At 62.8% G+C, this 14296-nt stretch carries 17 protein-coding genes; 10 read left to right on the forward strand and 7 right to left on the reverse strand.

Features of this window, described 5'->3' with window-relative positions; all coding sequences use genetic code 11:
* The first annotated feature begins 13 nt into the window (after window positions 1-13).
* A complete protein-coding gene (gene hemB, locus LB559_RS02780) occupies window positions 14-1045 on the forward strand; it encodes a porphobilinogen synthase (protein WP_013532258.1) in 1032 nt (343 codons plus the stop codon).
* Window positions 1046-1262: 217 nt separating this feature from the next.
* Window positions 1263-1910: a dihydrofolate reductase family protein gene (locus tag LB559_RS02785; RefSeq protein ID WP_224672986.1), complete on the forward strand. Its 648-nt coding sequence runs from the start codon at window positions 1263-1265 to the stop codon at window positions 1908-1910.
* A 51-nt stretch (window positions 1911-1961) separates the two neighbouring features.
* On the opposite strand, the gene ppk2 is transcribed toward LB559_RS02785, so the two are convergent.
* Window positions 1962-2882, reverse strand: a complete 921-nt coding sequence (gene ppk2, locus LB559_RS02790) for a polyphosphate kinase 2 (RefSeq protein WP_013532260.1) — start codon at window positions 2880-2882, stop codon at window positions 1962-1964.
* A 278-nt stretch (window positions 2883-3160) separates the two neighbouring features.
* On the opposite strand from ppk2, the gene LB559_RS02795 reads away from it, so the two are divergent.
* Both LB559_RS02795 and LB559_RS02800 read left to right on the forward strand, forming a co-directional pair.
* A complete protein-coding gene (locus LB559_RS02795; RefSeq protein ID WP_224672987.1) occupies window positions 3161-4204 on the forward strand; it encodes an aldo/keto reductase in 1044 nt (347 codons plus the stop codon).
* 176 nt (window positions 4205-4380) lie between these two features.
* Window positions 4381-4533, forward strand: coding sequence for a hypothetical protein (locus LB559_RS02800; RefSeq protein WP_013532262.1), 153 nt, complete (start codon window positions 4381-4383; stop codon window positions 4531-4533).
* 66 nt (window positions 4534-4599) lie between these two features.
* Here LB559_RS02800 and LB559_RS02805 read toward each other — a convergent pair whose 3' ends face one another.
* Both LB559_RS02805 and LB559_RS02810 read right to left on the reverse strand, forming a co-directional pair.
* Window positions 4600-4833 (reverse strand): DUF982 domain-containing protein, encoded by a 234-nt coding sequence (locus LB559_RS02805; protein ID WP_244506945.1) that lies wholly within the window; start codon window positions 4831-4833, stop codon window positions 4600-4602.
* Between the two features lie 113 nt (window positions 4834-4946).
* Window positions 4947-5612 carry a GntR family transcriptional regulator gene (locus tag LB559_RS02810; RefSeq protein ID WP_013532264.1) on the reverse strand — a complete coding sequence of 222 codons (666 nt, stop codon included), beginning with the start codon at window positions 5610-5612 and terminating at the stop codon, window positions 4947-4949.
* Between the two features lie 165 nt (window positions 5613-5777).
* On the opposite strand from LB559_RS02810, the gene LB559_RS02815 reads away from it, so the two are divergent.
* Window positions 5778-7037, forward strand: a complete 1260-nt coding sequence (locus LB559_RS02815) for a multidrug efflux MFS transporter (RefSeq protein WP_013532265.1) — start codon at window positions 5778-5780, stop codon at window positions 7035-7037.
* 28 nt (window positions 7038-7065) lie between these two features.
* On the forward strand, window positions 7066-7440 hold the full coding sequence (locus tag LB559_RS02820) for a DUF423 domain-containing protein (RefSeq protein ID WP_224672988.1): 375 nt from the start codon (window positions 7066-7068) through the stop codon (window positions 7438-7440).
* Between the two features lie 53 nt (window positions 7441-7493).
* On the opposite strand, the gene LB559_RS02825 is transcribed toward LB559_RS02820, so the two are convergent.
* Both LB559_RS02825 and LB559_RS02830 read right to left on the reverse strand, forming a co-directional pair.
* Window positions 7494-7643, reverse strand: coding sequence for a hypothetical protein (locus LB559_RS02825; RefSeq protein ID WP_013532267.1), 150 nt, complete (start codon window positions 7641-7643; stop codon window positions 7494-7496).
* Between the two features lie 62 nt (window positions 7644-7705).
* Window positions 7706-7849 (reverse strand): hypothetical protein, encoded by a 144-nt coding sequence (locus LB559_RS02830; RefSeq protein ID WP_013532268.1) that lies wholly within the window; start codon window positions 7847-7849, stop codon window positions 7706-7708.
* A gap of 155 nt (window positions 7850-8004) precedes the next feature.
* On the opposite strand from LB559_RS02830, the gene LB559_RS02835 reads away from it, so the two are divergent.
* A complete protein-coding gene (locus LB559_RS02835) occupies window positions 8005-9084 on the forward strand; it encodes a substrate-binding domain-containing protein (protein ID WP_063167760.1) in 1080 nt (359 codons plus the stop codon).
* Window positions 9085-9086: 2 nt separating this feature from the next.
* Here the strand turns inward: LB559_RS02835 and LB559_RS02840 are convergent, their stop codons facing one another.
* Window positions 9087-10322, reverse strand: coding sequence for an OpgC family protein (locus LB559_RS02840; RefSeq protein ID WP_024504692.1), 1236 nt, complete (start codon window positions 10320-10322; stop codon window positions 9087-9089).
* Between the two features lie 200 nt (window positions 10323-10522).
* Here LB559_RS02840 and LB559_RS02845 point away from each other — a divergent pair, with 200 nt between their 5' ends.
* On the forward strand, window positions 10523-11191 hold the full coding sequence (locus LB559_RS02845; protein WP_224672989.1) for an alpha/beta hydrolase: 669 nt from the start codon (window positions 10523-10525) through the stop codon (window positions 11189-11191).
* A 26-nt stretch (window positions 11192-11217) separates the two neighbouring features.
* Here the strand turns inward: LB559_RS02845 and sthA are convergent, their stop codons facing one another.
* Window positions 11218-12606 (reverse strand): Si-specific NAD(P)(+) transhydrogenase, encoded by a 1389-nt coding sequence (sthA, locus tag LB559_RS02850; protein WP_013532272.1) that lies wholly within the window; start codon window positions 12604-12606, stop codon window positions 11218-11220.
* Between the two features lie 202 nt (window positions 12607-12808).
* Here sthA and LB559_RS02855 point away from each other — a divergent pair, with 202 nt between their 5' ends.
* Window positions 12809-13279: an RDD family protein gene (locus LB559_RS02855; RefSeq protein ID WP_127366113.1), complete on the forward strand. Its 471-nt coding sequence runs from the start codon at window positions 12809-12811 to the stop codon at window positions 13277-13279.
* A gap of 140 nt (window positions 13280-13419) precedes the next feature.
* A complete protein-coding gene (locus LB559_RS02860) occupies window positions 13420-14184 on the forward strand; it encodes an arginyltransferase (protein ID WP_013532274.1) in 765 nt (254 codons plus the stop codon).
* Window positions 14185-14296 lie beyond the last annotated feature (112 nt).

Consider the following 14296-nt stretch of genomic DNA (forward strand, 5'->3'; position numbering starts at 1 on the left):
GAGAGTACTGGCGATGAACAAATTCACCCCCGCAAAGCCCGCCGGCGCGCGCGGCGTCGACGAGATCACCGGCAGCCGCCGTCTGCGCCGCATGCGCAAGGCCGACTGGTCGCGACGTCTGGTGCAGGAGAACCGGCTCACGGTCGACGATTTGATCTGGCCGATCTTCGTCGTCGAGGGCAAGGGTATCCGCGAGCCTATCGCCGCCATGCCCGGCGTCTTCCGCCTGTCGATCGATCTCGCCGTCAAGGAGGCAGAGCGCGCGGCAAAACTCGGCATTCCCGCCCTCGCCACCTTCCCCAATGTGGACATCTCGCTGCGCGACCAGACCGGCTCGCACATCCTCGATCCCGACAATGTGATCAACCGCGCCACCCGTGCGATCAAGGATGCGGTACCGCAGATCGGCATCATCACCGACGCAGCGCTCGACCCATTCACCAGCCACGGCCATGACGGCATCCTGCGCGACGGCATCATCGTCAACGACGAGACAGTGGAACAGGTGACCGCCGCTGCCGTCATCCAGGCGGCCGCCGGCGCCGACATCATCGCACCGTCCGACATGATGGACGGTCGCATCGGCGCCATCCGCGACGCGCTCGATGCCAATGGTTTTCAGGACGTGGCGATCATGTCCTATGCGACCAAATTCGCCTCGGCCTTCTACGGACCCTATCGCGAGGCGGTGGGCACCGCCGGTCTGCTCAAGGGCGACAAGAAGACCTATTACATCGACCATGCCAATTCGGACGAGGCGGTGAGAGAGGCCGAACAGGACATCGCCGAGGGCGCCGACATGCTGATGGTCAAGCCCGGCCTGCCCTATCTCGACATCATCCGGCGGCTGAAGGACGAGTTCCAGATGCCGACCTTCGCCTATCAGGTGTCGGGCGAATATTCGATGATCAAGGCGGCAGGTGCCAATGGCTGGATCGACGGCGAGAAGGCAATGCTGGAATCGCTCCTCGCCTTCAAGCGCGCCGGCTGCGACGGCATCCTGACCTATTTCGCACCCGAAGTGGCGGAGATGCTGAAGGGGTAATTTCTCTTCGCGACGACGGCCGGTCGCGGCGAGCAATGTCGGCCAATCCGCTTCGACATCCATACCAGTTTCCGGCTCTTGGCCGGGGAATCCATAGCGAGGGCCACTTGACCGTTGCGTGGGCTCCGTTTGAGCTTGAAAATACCGCTTGCAATTCACAATCGGTTTGTTACAAAAAACTGCTTGCAAAACACAATCGGTTATCGAGGAGGCTCGCATGTCCAAACTTCGCGTTAACGCTTTCACCCTATCGCTCGACGGCTATGGCGCCGGTCCCGATCAGGATCTGCAAAATCCGCTCGGCGTCGGTGGGGAATCCTTGCACAAGTGGTTTGTCGACACCCGCACCTTCCGCGAGATGGTGCTCGGACAAGACGGCGGCACCACCGACGTCAACGAGGCGTTCGCGGCGCGCAGCTTCGAAAATGTCGGCGCCTGGATCCTCGGCCGCAACATGTTCGGACCGATCCGCGGCGAATGGCCTGACGACAGCTGGAAAGGCTGGTGGGGCGACAACCCGCCCTATCATGTGCCGGTTTTCGTGCTGACCCATCACAAGCGGGAACCGATCACGATGGAGGGCGGCACCACTTTCCACTTCGTCGTCGACGGCATCCATTCAGCTCTTGAACAGGCCAAGGCTGCCGCTGGCGGCAAGGATGTGCGGGTCGGCGGCGGCGTCGCCACCATACGGCAATATCTGCAGGAAAAACTGATCGACGAGATGCATCTGGCGATCGCGCCGGTGCTGCTGGGCACGGGCGAGAACCTTTTTGCCGGCCTGGACATGCTCAAGCTCGGCTATATCTGCAGCGAGCAGGTGGCGACCCCGCTCGCAACGCACGTCACCATCAAGCGGGCGTAAGGTGGAGAGCCAATCTCTCCCCTCGTGGGGGAGATCGCAGCTTCGTCTGCCTCAATACTTCTCCGGCACGTAGAGCTCGCGCGGCAGCACCTGGCGTTCGTATTCGGGGTTGAAGACGCGCTCCGGCAAAGTGATCTCCTCGTGCGGCACTTCCTCGTAAGGCAGCTGCTTGAGCAGATGGTCGATGCAGTTCAGCCGCGCGCGTTTCTTGTCGTTGCCCTCGACGATGAACCAGGGCGCTTCCGGGATGTTGGTGCGGGCGAAGGTCTCTTCCTTGGCCTTGGTGTACTGCTCCCAGCGCACGCGCGACTGCAGGTCCATCGGCGACAGTTTCCACTGTTTCATCGGATCGTGGATGCGCATCAGGAAGCGCATCTGCTGTTCCTCGTCGGTGATCGAGAACCAGTATTTGACCACGGTGATGCCCGAGCGGACCAGCATGCGCTCGAATTCCGGCACGTCGTGGAAGAATTCTTCGACCTGATCGGGCTGGGCAAAGCCCATCACCCGCTCGACGCCCGAGCGGTTGTACCATGAGCGGTCGAACAGCACGATCTCGCCGCCGGCCGGCAGATGCGGGACATAGCGCTGGAAATACCATTGCGACTTTTCGCGCTCCGTCGGCGCCGGCAGTGCGACGACACGGCAGATGCGCGGGTTGAGGCGCTGGGTGATGCGCTTGATGACACCGCCCTTGCCGGCCGAATCGCGTCCCTCGAAGATCACCACCAGCTTCTTCTTGTGGTGGGCGACCCAGGACTGCAGCTTGATCAATTCGGACTGCAGGGTGATCAGGTCGCGAAAATACTGCATGCGATCGATCGAAGGCGGATGCGAGTTCTTGTAGATCTTGGCGATCTCCATCGACAGCGCCGGCTCCGACATTTCGAGCTCATAGTCTTCGTCAAGCGTGTCGGCGAGCTCGGCTTCAAGCCAATCCCTGGCCGGAGAATTCTGTTTTAGCTCGGTCATTATCGGCTGCTCCACTTGCAAGCTCTGTCGATCCACGTCCGGCGCCCCAAACTCCCGGCCTACAGCCCGGGAACGGCAACACCTGAGCCGACTTCCATATAGGCCTGCAATGACGGTTTTATTGCAGCGCGAGCATGGTCACCACCGCTGTCGGTCCAGCCAGGCATGATCGATCCGCCGCGCTGGCATGGAGACACGTCGCCCAAATTGTCCTACAAATAGCGGCCACTTTCGGGCGGCCCTCCCCAGCCCTTTCCCAATGCAATCGCGAGGACGACATGGAATACCGCACCCTCGGCCGTTCCGGCCTGAAAGTATCGACACTGACCATGGGGACCATGACGTTCGGTGGCGCCGGTGCTTTTTCGGCGGTCGGCAAGACCGATCTCGACGAAGCGCGCCGGATGATCGATCTCTGTATCGACGCCGGCATCAATGTCATCGACACCGCCAATGTCTATTCGAACGGCATTTCCGAAGAAATCATCGGCGAAGCGCTCGGCGGCAAGCGCAAGGGCCACGTGCTGATCGCCTCCAAGGCACGGATGCGGATCGGCAAAGGTCCAAACGACGAAGGCCTGTCGCGCCATCACCTGATTCGGGAATGCGAGAAGAGCCTGAAGCGGCTCAAGACCGACGTCATCGACATCTATTTCCTGCACGAATGGGATGGCGTGACGCCGCTGGAGGAAACCATCGGCGCGCTCGACACGCTGGTTGCCCAGGGCAAGATCCGCTATGTCGGCTGCTCCAACTATTCCGGCTGGCAGGTGATGAAGGCGCTCGGCATCAGCGACAGCCGTCATCAGCCGCGCTTCATCACGCAGCAGATCCACTACACGCTGGAAGCGCGCGAAGCGGAGTACGAACTGCTGCCGATTTCCGTCGACCAGGGGCTGGGCGTTCTGGTCTGGAGCCCGCTTGCCGGCGGATTGCTGTCCGGCAAATACCGCCGTGACAGCCCCACCGCCCGCCAACTCGCGGGCTGGTCGGAACCACCGATCCGCGACGAGGACCGGCTGTGGCGGATCGTCGATGTGCTTGTGGAGATCGGCGCGCAGCGCGGCGTGTCGGCAGCGCAGGTGGCGCTGGCCTGGCTGCTTGGCCGGCCGTCCATCAGTTCCCTGGTGATCGGCGGCAGGACGGAAACGCAGTTCCTGGACAACATCGCGGCGGCAAGCCTGGTGCTTTCGGGCGAGGAGCGCGAGCGCCTCGACGCGGTCAGCCGGCCGCCCCTGCTCTATCCCTACTGGCACCAGCAGCTGACGGCAAAGGACCGCTTTGGTGCCGCCGATCTGGTGATTGACCGAAGCGGCATCTGATCGGCAAATCGATGGCGATAGGTATCGCCGCCGCAATGATGGGCGTGGCCCCATCATTGCGGCGCGCATCTTGCAAGCCTGGCCATCATCGACGCACTATCGCTTCAGCTGTTGTGTTTGACGGCTAATGCTCCTAGGCAGGACCAGAGCCGCGAGGCAGTGAAAAAGGAGCCGATATGGCGCGACCACCAAACTACGATCAGGAACGCAAGGAACGCGACCGCCAGAAGGCGGCCAAGAAGGCCGAGAAGCTGGCAGCCAAGGTTGCAGCGAGGGAACGTTCGAAGCCCGAAGACGAGACTGAAGCCGAAACCGAAACGGCAAAGTGACGGCAAAAGGCCCGCAGATGCGGGCCGTGCCTCAATCCGGATTGCCGCCTCGGATGTCGCCTTGTGTCAGGCCGGCGCCTTGTCGCTGACAAAGACGTCCACTTCGCGCGCCGCCGCAATGAAGGCGCGCCTGGCGTTCATCGCCGGCTTGTCGCCGGCGAGTGCGTCATGGCAGGCCTGCAGGGCCGCGCGATGCTTGGGGCTGCGCTTGCCGGGCCAGCTGTTGAGGAGGTAGTCGGAAGCCTCACGCGCCGTGCGCAAGAGCTGAGTGCTTCCCGCCGCGACTGACTTCACAGTCACAGGTGTTTCAAATCGGTTGTTTTCCATCGCCGCTCCTTACGCCATCGGCGTCTGCGAAGCGAGGGCGAAAGTGCGCACACGTCCAGACGCCGCTTTGCGCCCCTTCATCCGCCTTAAGCAGCAACGACGGCAAAGCCTCTGGCGCGAAGACCGCGCCGATCGTTGGCGAGCGACGTCACCAGCCGGTCGCGGCTGCCGACGATGTGGACCGAGAGCAGGCGCGCAGCTTCATCGGCGTCGCCACGGCGTGCCGCCGCCAGTATGGCGCGATGTTCGGCCCAGGCGCGGCTGAGGGCCGCTTCGTCGCGAACCTCCAGCCACCGCGCCCGTGACAGGCGCGTCATGGCATCGCGGACCGCCCGGAACAGGAATTCATTGCCTGACAGACGCGCCAGTTCGATGTGAAAATCCATGCCGACGCGATGCCATTCCTCGCGCGGCGTGTCGTTGTCGCAGGATTCGAGCATCGCCTCGATGACATCGATGGCGCTCCGGTCCGCCAGGCTGCATGTCAGGCGAACTGCCGCAACCTCGACCGCCTCCCTGTAGACGGCGATCTGCTCGAGTTCAGCCAGATTGATCGGCGACACCGTCCAGCCGCGCCCGTCCCTGCCGACCAGCCCCTCGGTCTCGAGCCGCAGAAGTGCTGCCCTGACCGGGGTTCGCGATGCACCGAAACGGCTCTCGATCCAGCGCTCGGTCAGCTTTTCGCCGGGACCGATCTCGAGGCCCAGGATCATCTGCCGAAGCTGTTTTTCGACGCTGTGCATCTGCGACATTGTCGTTTCCATCTTTTGGCCGTTTGCGATCGTCTTGCCGATCACGTTCGACAGGCTGCATTGACAGCGGCCAAGCTTGCGTCCATGACGTGCACCATCTTGGTATCCCAAATTGGTATCCGCAGCAAGCATCGATAAAAGAGTTGCTGGGACAGGACATACGACATGCAGCAGAGCACGCCCCCGGCGACCGACAGCACCTACAACATCCACTGGCGGCGCAATCTGTTCGTGTGCTTCGCCGGTTCGTTTTCGACGCTTGTCGCCATGACGCTGCTTCTGCCGTTCCTGCCGCTCTATATCGAGCAGCTGGGTGCCGAGGGTCACGCGGCGATCGTGCAATGGTCGGGGATTGCCTATGGCGCGACGTTCTTCGCGGCGGCGCTGGTGGCGCCGCTCTGGGGACGTCTCGGCGACCGCTATGGCCGCAAGGTGATGCTGGTTCGCGCCAGCTTCGGCATGGCCATATGCATGTCGCTGACCGGCATGGTGCAGACGGTCTGGCAGCTGGTGCTGCTGCGGCTGCTCATCGGCTTTGCCGGCGGCTACTCCTCGGGATCGACCATCCTCGTCGCCATGCAGACCCCGAAGGAGCGTTCCGGCTGGGCGTTGGGCCTGCTGTCGGCCGGCATCACGGGCGGGGCTCTGGTCGGTCCGCTGGTTGGCGGCGCCCTGCCGCCGCTGATCGGCATCCGCGCCACCTTTCTCCTCTCCGGCGGCGTCATCTTCCTGGCATTCCTGGCGACCACGTTTCTGATCAAGGAGAATCCCCGGCCGAAAACAGCAGACGCCGCAGCGACGCAGAAGCGGAAAGGCGGCTGGTCACAAATCCCCGACAAACGGCCTGTTGTCGCCATGCTGGCGACCGGCATGCTGTTGAGCTTCGCCACCATGTCGATCGAGCCGATCATCACCGTCTATGTGCAGCAGCTCATCGAGGACCAGAGCCGCGTCACGCTGATATCAGGCGTCGTCATGTCGGCGGCGGCCCTTGGCGCCATCCTGTCGGCCTCGCGCCTGGGCAAGCTCGCCGACCGCGTCGGCCACTGGAACGTCATCATCGGCGCGCTTGCCGTCTCGGCGCTGCTGCTGATCCCGCAGGCCTTCGTCACGCAGAGCTGGCAACTCATCGGCCTGCGCTTCCTGATGGGTCTGGCGCTGGGCGGGCTGTTGCCCTGCATCACCAGCGTGATCCGCCACAATGTTCCCGATGGGGTCGGCGGCAATGTGCTCGGGCTGTCGATCTCCGCCCAATATGTCGGGCAAGTCGCCGGCCCCTTGCTGGGCGGCTTTGCCGGTGGTCATTTCGGCATGCGTTCGGTGTTTCTGGGCACATCCGTCTTGATGGCCGGCGGCGCGGTGTATAACTGGCTGGCACAGTCACGCCGCGAGCAGGACATGCTTGCCCACCCCGGCAAGCCCTGACGGGGTTGGGCGTCACGGAGCCCCAAACATGAGCACAGCCGAACGACCTTCCGACGACAGCAGCCGTATCCTCGTCCTGGCCGGAGGCCTCTGCGGTGCTGCCGGCGTGGCGCTGTCGGCCGCGGCGGCGCATCTCGGCGGCGCCTTCGTTGGCAACGCCGCATCGTTCCTGCTGATGCATGCGCCGGTCTTCCTTGCCGCCGGATTGCTTGGCGCGAACCGGATCCTGCGCATCGGCAGCCTGATCCTGCTGGTTGGGCTTCTGCTGTTCTGCGGCGATCTGCTGGCCCGCGATTTTCTGGGCTCGCGGCTATTCCCGCTGTCGGCGCCGATCGGCGGCACGCTGCTCATTGCCGGCTGGCTGGCGATCGCTGCCTCGGCGCTGGTGCGCGCACGCTCCTGAACGCCTCTGGGCGCCTTGCCCGATAAACAGACCCCCGCCCATTTGCCGGGCCGTTAGTCCTGCCTGGACTCGGGCTGGATGAGCAATTCGCGATTGCGCCGCCGCAGCCTTGCCAACCGACGCCGCTCCGGCCGTTCGGAAGCCGGCGCGATGCCCCAATAGTTGCGATAGATGTCTTCAAATAGATAGCTCACGGGATGCATGATGTGCGCTCCTTTCAGCGCTTGAATCGATCCAATCGAGAGGTACGAAAAACCGACCCCGATCAGCTCCGCTTGCGCTCCACAAGGAACCGCAACTCGCGGACCCATGGACTGGTTTTGCCGCGGCGCTTCTGCGTCGCGGTGTTCGACGAGATGCTCCAGTCGTTGCGGTAAATGTCTTCGAACAGAAAATTGACGGGATGCATGACACAACTCCCTACTTGATGTTGAATCGATCCAATTCTGCCAGCAGGCGTTTCCTTGGATCGATTCAAACATAGGCCCTATCGAAGCCTCGATCAAGCCAAAATTTGAACCGATCCAACGAAAGTGTTAAATGGGAAGAATTCAGGAGACGAAGATGGCGCCACTTATCTCTGCAAAGACAAGACCGGTCCGGCTGGCGGACATTGCCAAGGCAGCCGGCGTGTCGCACGGCACCGCGTCCAACGTCTTCGCCCGTCCGGAGATCGTGCGCGAGGAGGTCCGTGAACGGGTCAAGGCGGCAGCCGAGGCCATGGGATATGGCGGACCGGATCCCAAGGGCCGGCTGCTGCGCGCCGGCAAGGTCAATGCCATCGGTGTCGCGACCGCGGAACCCCTCTCCTATTTCTTCGACGATCCCTTTGCCCGGGTGATGATGGCCAGCATCTCGCAGGCTTGTGACGCGACCGGTGCGGGGATTTCGCTGGTCTCCGCCGTCAATGGCGAGCAGCTGGCGTGGAACATCCAGAGTGCGCTGGTCGATGGCTTCATCGTCTTCTGTGTCGATGGCGGCTCAAAGCTGGTCCAACTGGCGCGCGAACGCAAGCTCCCCTTTGTGGCGCTCGATCTCGATTCGGACGACGACGATGCGGTCGCGGCGATCGGCGTCGACAACATCGCCGGTGCCGGCCTGGCGGCCCGCCACCTGACCGAACTCGGACATCGCCGCTTTGCCGTGCTTACCCTGCCCTGTGCCGACGCAGGCTTCGGCCCTACCACAAGGGAGCAGGTGGAAATGGCCCTCTATTCCGCTACGCGGGACCGCTTGCGTGGCTATTTCGCGGAACTCTCCCGCGTCGACATCGACGTCTCGCGTGTGCCGATCTACGAGACCGTCAATGACGAGAAGAGCGTGTGGGCCGGCCTCGACCATATTTTCGCCGGTGCCGAGGCGCCGACAGCCATCCTGGCGATGTCGGACAGGATGGCGCTCCATGCGCTGGACTGGCTGCGGCAGCACGACATTGCGGTACCGGGCGATGTTTCTGTCGTCGGCTTCGACGGTGTTCCGGAAGGGGCGGTTTCCAAGCCGCCGCTGACCACGATCGTCCAGCCGATCGCCGAGATGGGCCGCCTTGCCGTCAAGGCGATCCTTGAAAATGATGGTTCGTTCAGCCGGCAATCGCTGCCGGTCGAACTCGTGGTGCGGGCCTCATCCGGCCCCTCGCCCACCTGAGCTCAACGGCCCATTCTTGTCGCCATGCCCGGCATCGCGAAGGATGCAGCATGGACGGGCGATGCGGCGCTGTGAGCCGGCCTGCTTTTGGCGGACCAGCCAAGGCCCGATAGCCATTCGAGATAGTAGGCGAGCGCGAACTGCATGACGATGCCGGCCGATATCAACAGGCTGTCATAGGCAAATCCGCCCGGATTGATCAGCTTCAGCACCTGCGCCGCCATTGCAAGCACCGTGCCGGCAATGAAAACCGGCAGCGATCGTTTGCCCAATATGGCAAGCGGATGATCGCGCCCGGTGCGAAACAGATTCGAGATCGCCGGGAATGCCACGATCAGGTAGCTCACTGCGAGTATATGCAGGAGCCTCGGCAGCGACAGGAACGTCTTGTCGAAACCGGTCAGCACCGGAGGCAGGCCAAACCAGGAGATATGCCCCCAGAGCGGGCTGTGCACCCAGACCAGGGCCACAACGGTGTAGGCCAAGGCCGCCCCAACCAGCCAGCGATTGACCGGGATGGTGCCGCCGCGACGCACATGCAGCGTCCCCGCCAGGCCGATGTTGAAAAGGAACTGCCACGACAGCGGGTTGAGAAACCAGAAGCCGGGCTCGGGGTAGTTGGGCGGAGCAATCTGATAAATCCCCGCGACCAGCCACAGGGCGCCGGATGCCACCAGTGCCAGGACCGGCCGATAGCTGACAATGAGCAGGAACAGCGGCGCCAGCAAGAGCAGCACCGCATAGACGGGCAGGATGTTGTTGTACCCAAGTTGGTGGCCCAGCGTCACGATGCCGATCAGCACCTGCGGCGTATTCTTGATCAACGGCTCGATGTTGATCATCGTCAAAAGCTCCGGCCGCCTGGCAAACACCGCCGCAGCGCAGAAAATGGCCATCACCACCATGGTGGTGACGATGTGGGTGGCATAAAGCACACCGGCGCGGCGCAACATCTTCAAAGTTGCCAGCAGCCGGTTTCCAGGCTGGAATTTCTTGCCGTAGGCGAGCGCGACCGAGATTCCCGAGATCAGCACGAAGACCTCCGCCGCATCCGAAAAGCCGAAATTCTTGTATGTCAGATACTCGAAGGCGGTACCCGGCACATGGTCGACATAGATGGTCAACAAGGCGAGAGCACGGATCACATCGATGCGCGTGTCGCGCTCAGTGCGGTCCGGGACACGCGCCTCGCGGTCTGGGACACGCGCATCGCGGTCCGGGGAAATCTGGGTGGTCATCGACAAAAAGGCCTCAAAGCTGGTTGTTCATACCGGCAATGCGACCCCCGGCGCACCGCTTCGATTCCTCCCGAAGGATGTTATCGGCGGAGAAACGGACTGTAATGCGCCCGGTTCAATCAACTTTCGCGGAGCTTGAAAATATTGCGTTTTGAAGCCGGCAAATTGAGCGAAACGTCATATAATCAAGAGGATGGTCGATGATCGACGAGACCTCACAAGATGGTGCGTTGCGGCGTGATCTCGCCTTCCACTACCGGCTTTACGGCGCGGCGGATTCAACGGGCGACTGCTTCTTCCTGCTGCATGGGTCGGGTGTCGACGAGACGACATTGGTGCCGCTGGCGCGAGAGATCGCACCGCGTGCCACGCTCGTCGCGGTGCGTGGCCGCGTTGTCCAGGAGGATGGTTTCCGCTGGTTCGCGCGGATCACGCCGACGCGCTTCGAACAGGCGAGCATCCGCACCGAAACCGAGGCCTTTGCGGGCTTCGTCGCTGACGCGGCCACACGCCATCATCTCGACCTCTCGCGCACAATTTTCCTCGGCTATTCGAACGGCGCCAATCTGGTTTCGAGCCTGATGCTGCTGCATCCGGGCCTTGTCGAACGCGCCGCGCTGCTGCGACCGATGCCGGTGCTCGATGATGTGCCGGCGACGGATCTGTCAAAGGTGCGGGTGCTGATGATCGCCGGCGCCGCCGACCTCACCTATGCGCCTTTCGCCCCTGCTCTGGTGACATTGCTCAGTCGGCATGGCGCCGAGATCGACGCCAGGATTGTCCCGTCAGGTCATGAATTCGGCAGCGCCGACGCGGCAATCGTCAGGCAATGGCTGGCGGGACCGGCGGCGGTGGCGCAGGCAGGCTGACAGGCTCGCCGCCACGACCAGCCGGCCTACCCTCTTCCCATCCGGTTCCAGGCATCCAGCCCGGCGATCTTGTAGGCTTCGGCGAGCGTTGGATAGTTGAAGGTGTTGTTGACGAAGAAGTCGACGGTGCCGCCGAGATTGATCACCGCCTGGCCGATGTGGATGAGCTCGGTGGCGCCCTCGCCGATGATGTGCGCGCCGAGCAGACGGCGCGTTTCGATCGAAAACAGCAGCTTCAGGAAGCCGGTGTTGACGCCCATGATGTGGCCGCGCGAGGTCTCGCGAAAACGCGCCACGCCGACCTCGTAGGCCGCACCGCTCTCACGCACCTGTTCTTCGGACTGGCCGACCGTCGAGATTTCCGGCACCGCATAGATGCCATAGGGGAAGGTTTCCGGCGGCGGCGGCAAGGGCACTCCAAAGGCATGGCAGGCGGCCACCCTGCCCTGCTCCATCGAAGTCGAGGCCAGGCTCGGAAAGCCGATGACGTCGCCGGCGGCATAGATGTTGGGCACGCTGGTCTGGAAGGATTGCGGATCGACCTTGATGCGCCCTCTGGAGTCGGCGTCGATGCCGACGACATCCAGGCCCAGGCTGCCGACATTGCCGGTGCGGCCGGCGGCGTAGAGCACAACCTCGGAACGGATGGTGCGGCCATCGGCCAGTTCCACTTCGGCGGCGTCCGGCTTGGAGCGGATCTCCTTCACCGCGCTGCCCAGCCGGATGGTCATGCCGCGATCGCGCATCTGGTGGATGAAATCGTCGACGATCTCGCGGTCGACGAAATCGAGGATGGAGTTGCGCGGCTCGACCAAGGTTACCGGCACGTCGAGCGCGGAAAAGATCGTCGCATATTCGACGCCGATGACGCCGGCGCCGATCACGGTCAGCGTGCGCGGCAAGCGATCAAGCTCCAGCATCTCGTCGCTGTCGAAGACGCGGGTCTTGTCGAAAGGCACGTCGCGCGGGCGGTGCGGCCTAGTGCCGACCGCGATCAGCGCGTTGGCAAAACCGACCTCGCTGTAATCGCCGGCATCTGATGTCAGGCTGACCTTGTTGGGACCAAGGAATTTCACCGCGGCGCGAGCGCTCTTGACCGTGTTGCGCATGAACTGGTGCTGCAGCACCTCGACCTCATGGTCGAGCGTCTTGTGCAGGCGCTCGACCAGATCGCCGACCGAAATATCCTGCTTGACGCGGTAGCCGCGCCCGTAGAAGCCGCGCTCGCGCCAGCCCGAAAGATTGAGCACCGTTTCGCGCAGCGTTTTCGATGGGATGGTCCCGGTATGCACCGAGACACCGCCCAGACGCCGGCCGCGGTCGACCACCAGCACGGACTTGCCGAGCTTGGCCGACTGCACCGCGGCACGGCGGCCGGAAGGGCCGCTGCCGATGACCAGCATGTCGTAGTCCATATTGCCCCGTCCCCTGTGCGCTCTGCTGCGCCGCAACAAGCTAATGCTATCCGCGCCGCAAATTCAACCAGTTCACATCGGGCCCGACGCCATCGAAGCTGGAGCACCGCTGGAAGCGCGATCTTGATTCCGCCACAGGCCTTCACCATTTCATGGCTGAGCAGTCCGCACCCTATGTCGGACCTTGTTACGAGGAAATGACATGAACGCGCGCGTTCTCGACGGCGAAATCATCACCAGCAGGCTCGACGATGTCAGGGCCTATGACGGCGTACGCACGAGGCGCATCCTGGCTTTTGTGATCGACTATATCATCGTCGCGCTGCTCACCATTCCGTTTGCCATTCTGGTGTTCTTTCTCGGGCTTTTGACCCTCGGCCTTGGCTGGATGCTGTTCGGCGTCCTGGTGCCGACTGTGGCCATCCTCTACATCTGGAACACGTTGGGCAGCGCTGACCAGGCCACCACGGGCATGAAGATGATGGGCATCCGTCTCGACCGGCTCGACGGCCGGCCGATCGACGGCCTCACCGCGGTCGTCCATTCGGTGCTATTTTGGGCCGGCAATGTCATCCTGTCGCCGCTTGTGCTGCTGGTGACGCTGTTTTCCGACCGCAAACGCACCTTGCACGATCTTTTGCTTGGCACGGTCGTCAGCCGCACCGACCGCTGAAACGGCCCTCTGAAGAGCAGTCGCAACCGATTGAGCACAAATGTGAAGGCGTCGAGTCGACCGCGCCCACATAATCCTGTTGAATTTTTCGCCATCCGCGCCAAAGGTAGAGCGATTCGAAGGAGTGTTTCCAAGGCTCGATGACGCAGCATCCGACCCAGTCGCCGCAGTTCTTCCTGACCGCGCCGTCGCCGTGCCCCTACCTCGACGGCCAGTTCGAGCGCAAGGTGTTCACGCATCTGGTCGGCGACAAGGCGGCGGAGATGAACGACCTCTTGACGCAAGGCGGCTTCCGGCGCTCGCAGAACATCGCCTACCGGCCGGCCTGCGAGACCTGCCGCGCCTGTGTTTCGGTACGCATCCTCGCCCAGGAATTCGTCGCCAGCCGCAACATGAAACGCGTGCTGCAGCACAATTCCGATCTCGTCGGCTACATGCACAATGCCGAGCCCTCGACCGAACAATATTCCCTGTTCCGCAGCTACCTCGATGCCCGCCACCGCCGTGGCGGCATGTCCGACATGACGGTGCTCGACTATGCGATGATGGTCGAGGATACCCATGTCGACACCAAGGTGATCGAATATCGGCGGCGCGGGCCTGACACCTTCATCACCGGCAAGGGACAGGGCGAGTTGATCGCGGTGGCGCTCACCGACAAGATGGCCGACGGCCTGTCGATGGTCTATTCCTACTTCAACCCCGATTTCGAGGAACGGTCGCTCGGCACGTTCATGATCCTCGACCACATCGCCCGCGCCAGGGCGATGGGCCTGCCCCATGTCTACCTCGGCTACTGGGTCAACGGCTCGCGCAAGATGAATTATAAGATGCGCTTCATGCCGCAGGAGCATCTCGGCCCCAAAGGCTGGGAGCGCTACACCAACGAAGCGGTTTCACGCTGAGTTTTTCCACGATCCGCGCTTAAACTGTTTCAATGCAGGGATGCTGGTCTTTCAGCCCGTTGGCTGGAGAGAGTACGCCATTGCACTGGCCGCCCGCCAGCCCTGCTCTTCA

The organism is Mesorhizobium sp. BR1-1-3 (assembly GCF_020165455.1).
GTDB lineage: Bacteria > Pseudomonadota > Alphaproteobacteria > Rhizobiales > Rhizobiaceae > Mesorhizobium > Mesorhizobium ciceri.

Bases quoted from the DNA above. Each gene is read 5' to 3' on its own strand.
- hemB (WP_013532258.1), top strand. From the start codon at position 14: ATGAACAAATTCACCCCCGCAAAGCCCGCCGGCGCGCGCGGCGTCGAC.
- LB559_RS02785 (WP_224672986.1), top strand. From the start codon at position 1,263: ATGTCCAAACTTCGCGTTAACGCTTTCACCCTATCGCTCGACGGCTAT.
- ppk2 (WP_013532260.1), bottom strand. From the start codon at position 2,882: ATGACCGAGCTAAAACAGAATTCTCCGGCCAGGGATTGGCTTGAAGCC.
- LB559_RS02795 (WP_224672987.1), top strand. From the start codon at position 3,161: ATGGAATACCGCACCCTCGGCCGTTCCGGCCTGAAAGTATCGACACTG.
- LB559_RS02800 (WP_013532262.1), top strand. From the start codon at position 4,381: ATGGCGCGACCACCAAACTACGATCAGGAACGCAAGGAACGCGACCGC.
- LB559_RS02810 (WP_013532264.1), bottom strand. From the start codon at position 5,612: ATGTCGCAGATGCACAGCGTCGAAAAACAGCTTCGGCAGATGATCCTG.
- LB559_RS02815 (WP_013532265.1), top strand. From the start codon at position 5,778: ATGCAGCAGAGCACGCCCCCGGCGACCGACAGCACCTACAACATCCAC.
- LB559_RS02820 (WP_224672988.1), top strand. From the start codon at position 7,066: ATGAGCACAGCCGAACGACCTTCCGACGACAGCAGCCGTATCCTCGTC.
- LB559_RS02825 (WP_013532267.1), bottom strand. From the start codon at position 7,643: ATGCATCCCGTGAGCTATCTATTTGAAGACATCTATCGCAACTATTGG.
- LB559_RS02830 (WP_013532268.1), bottom strand. From the start codon at position 7,849: ATGCATCCCGTCAATTTTCTGTTCGAAGACATTTACCGCAACGACTGG.
- LB559_RS02835 (WP_063167760.1), top strand. From the start codon at position 8,005: ATGGCGCCACTTATCTCTGCAAAGACAAGACCGGTCCGGCTGGCGGAC.
- LB559_RS02840 (WP_024504692.1), bottom strand. From the start codon at position 10,322: ATGACCACCCAGATTTCCCCGGACCGCGATGCGCGTGTCCCAGACCGC.
- LB559_RS02845 (WP_224672989.1), top strand. From the start codon at position 10,523: ATGATCGACGAGACCTCACAAGATGGTGCGTTGCGGCGTGATCTCGCC.
- sthA (WP_013532272.1), bottom strand. From the start codon at position 12,606: ATGGACTACGACATGCTGGTCATCGGCAGCGGCCCTTCCGGCCGCCGT.
- LB559_RS02855 (WP_127366113.1), top strand. From the start codon at position 12,809: ATGAACGCGCGCGTTCTCGACGGCGAAATCATCACCAGCAGGCTCGAC.
- LB559_RS02860 (WP_013532274.1), top strand. From the start codon at position 13,420: ATGACGCAGCATCCGACCCAGTCGCCGCAGTTCTTCCTGACCGCGCCG.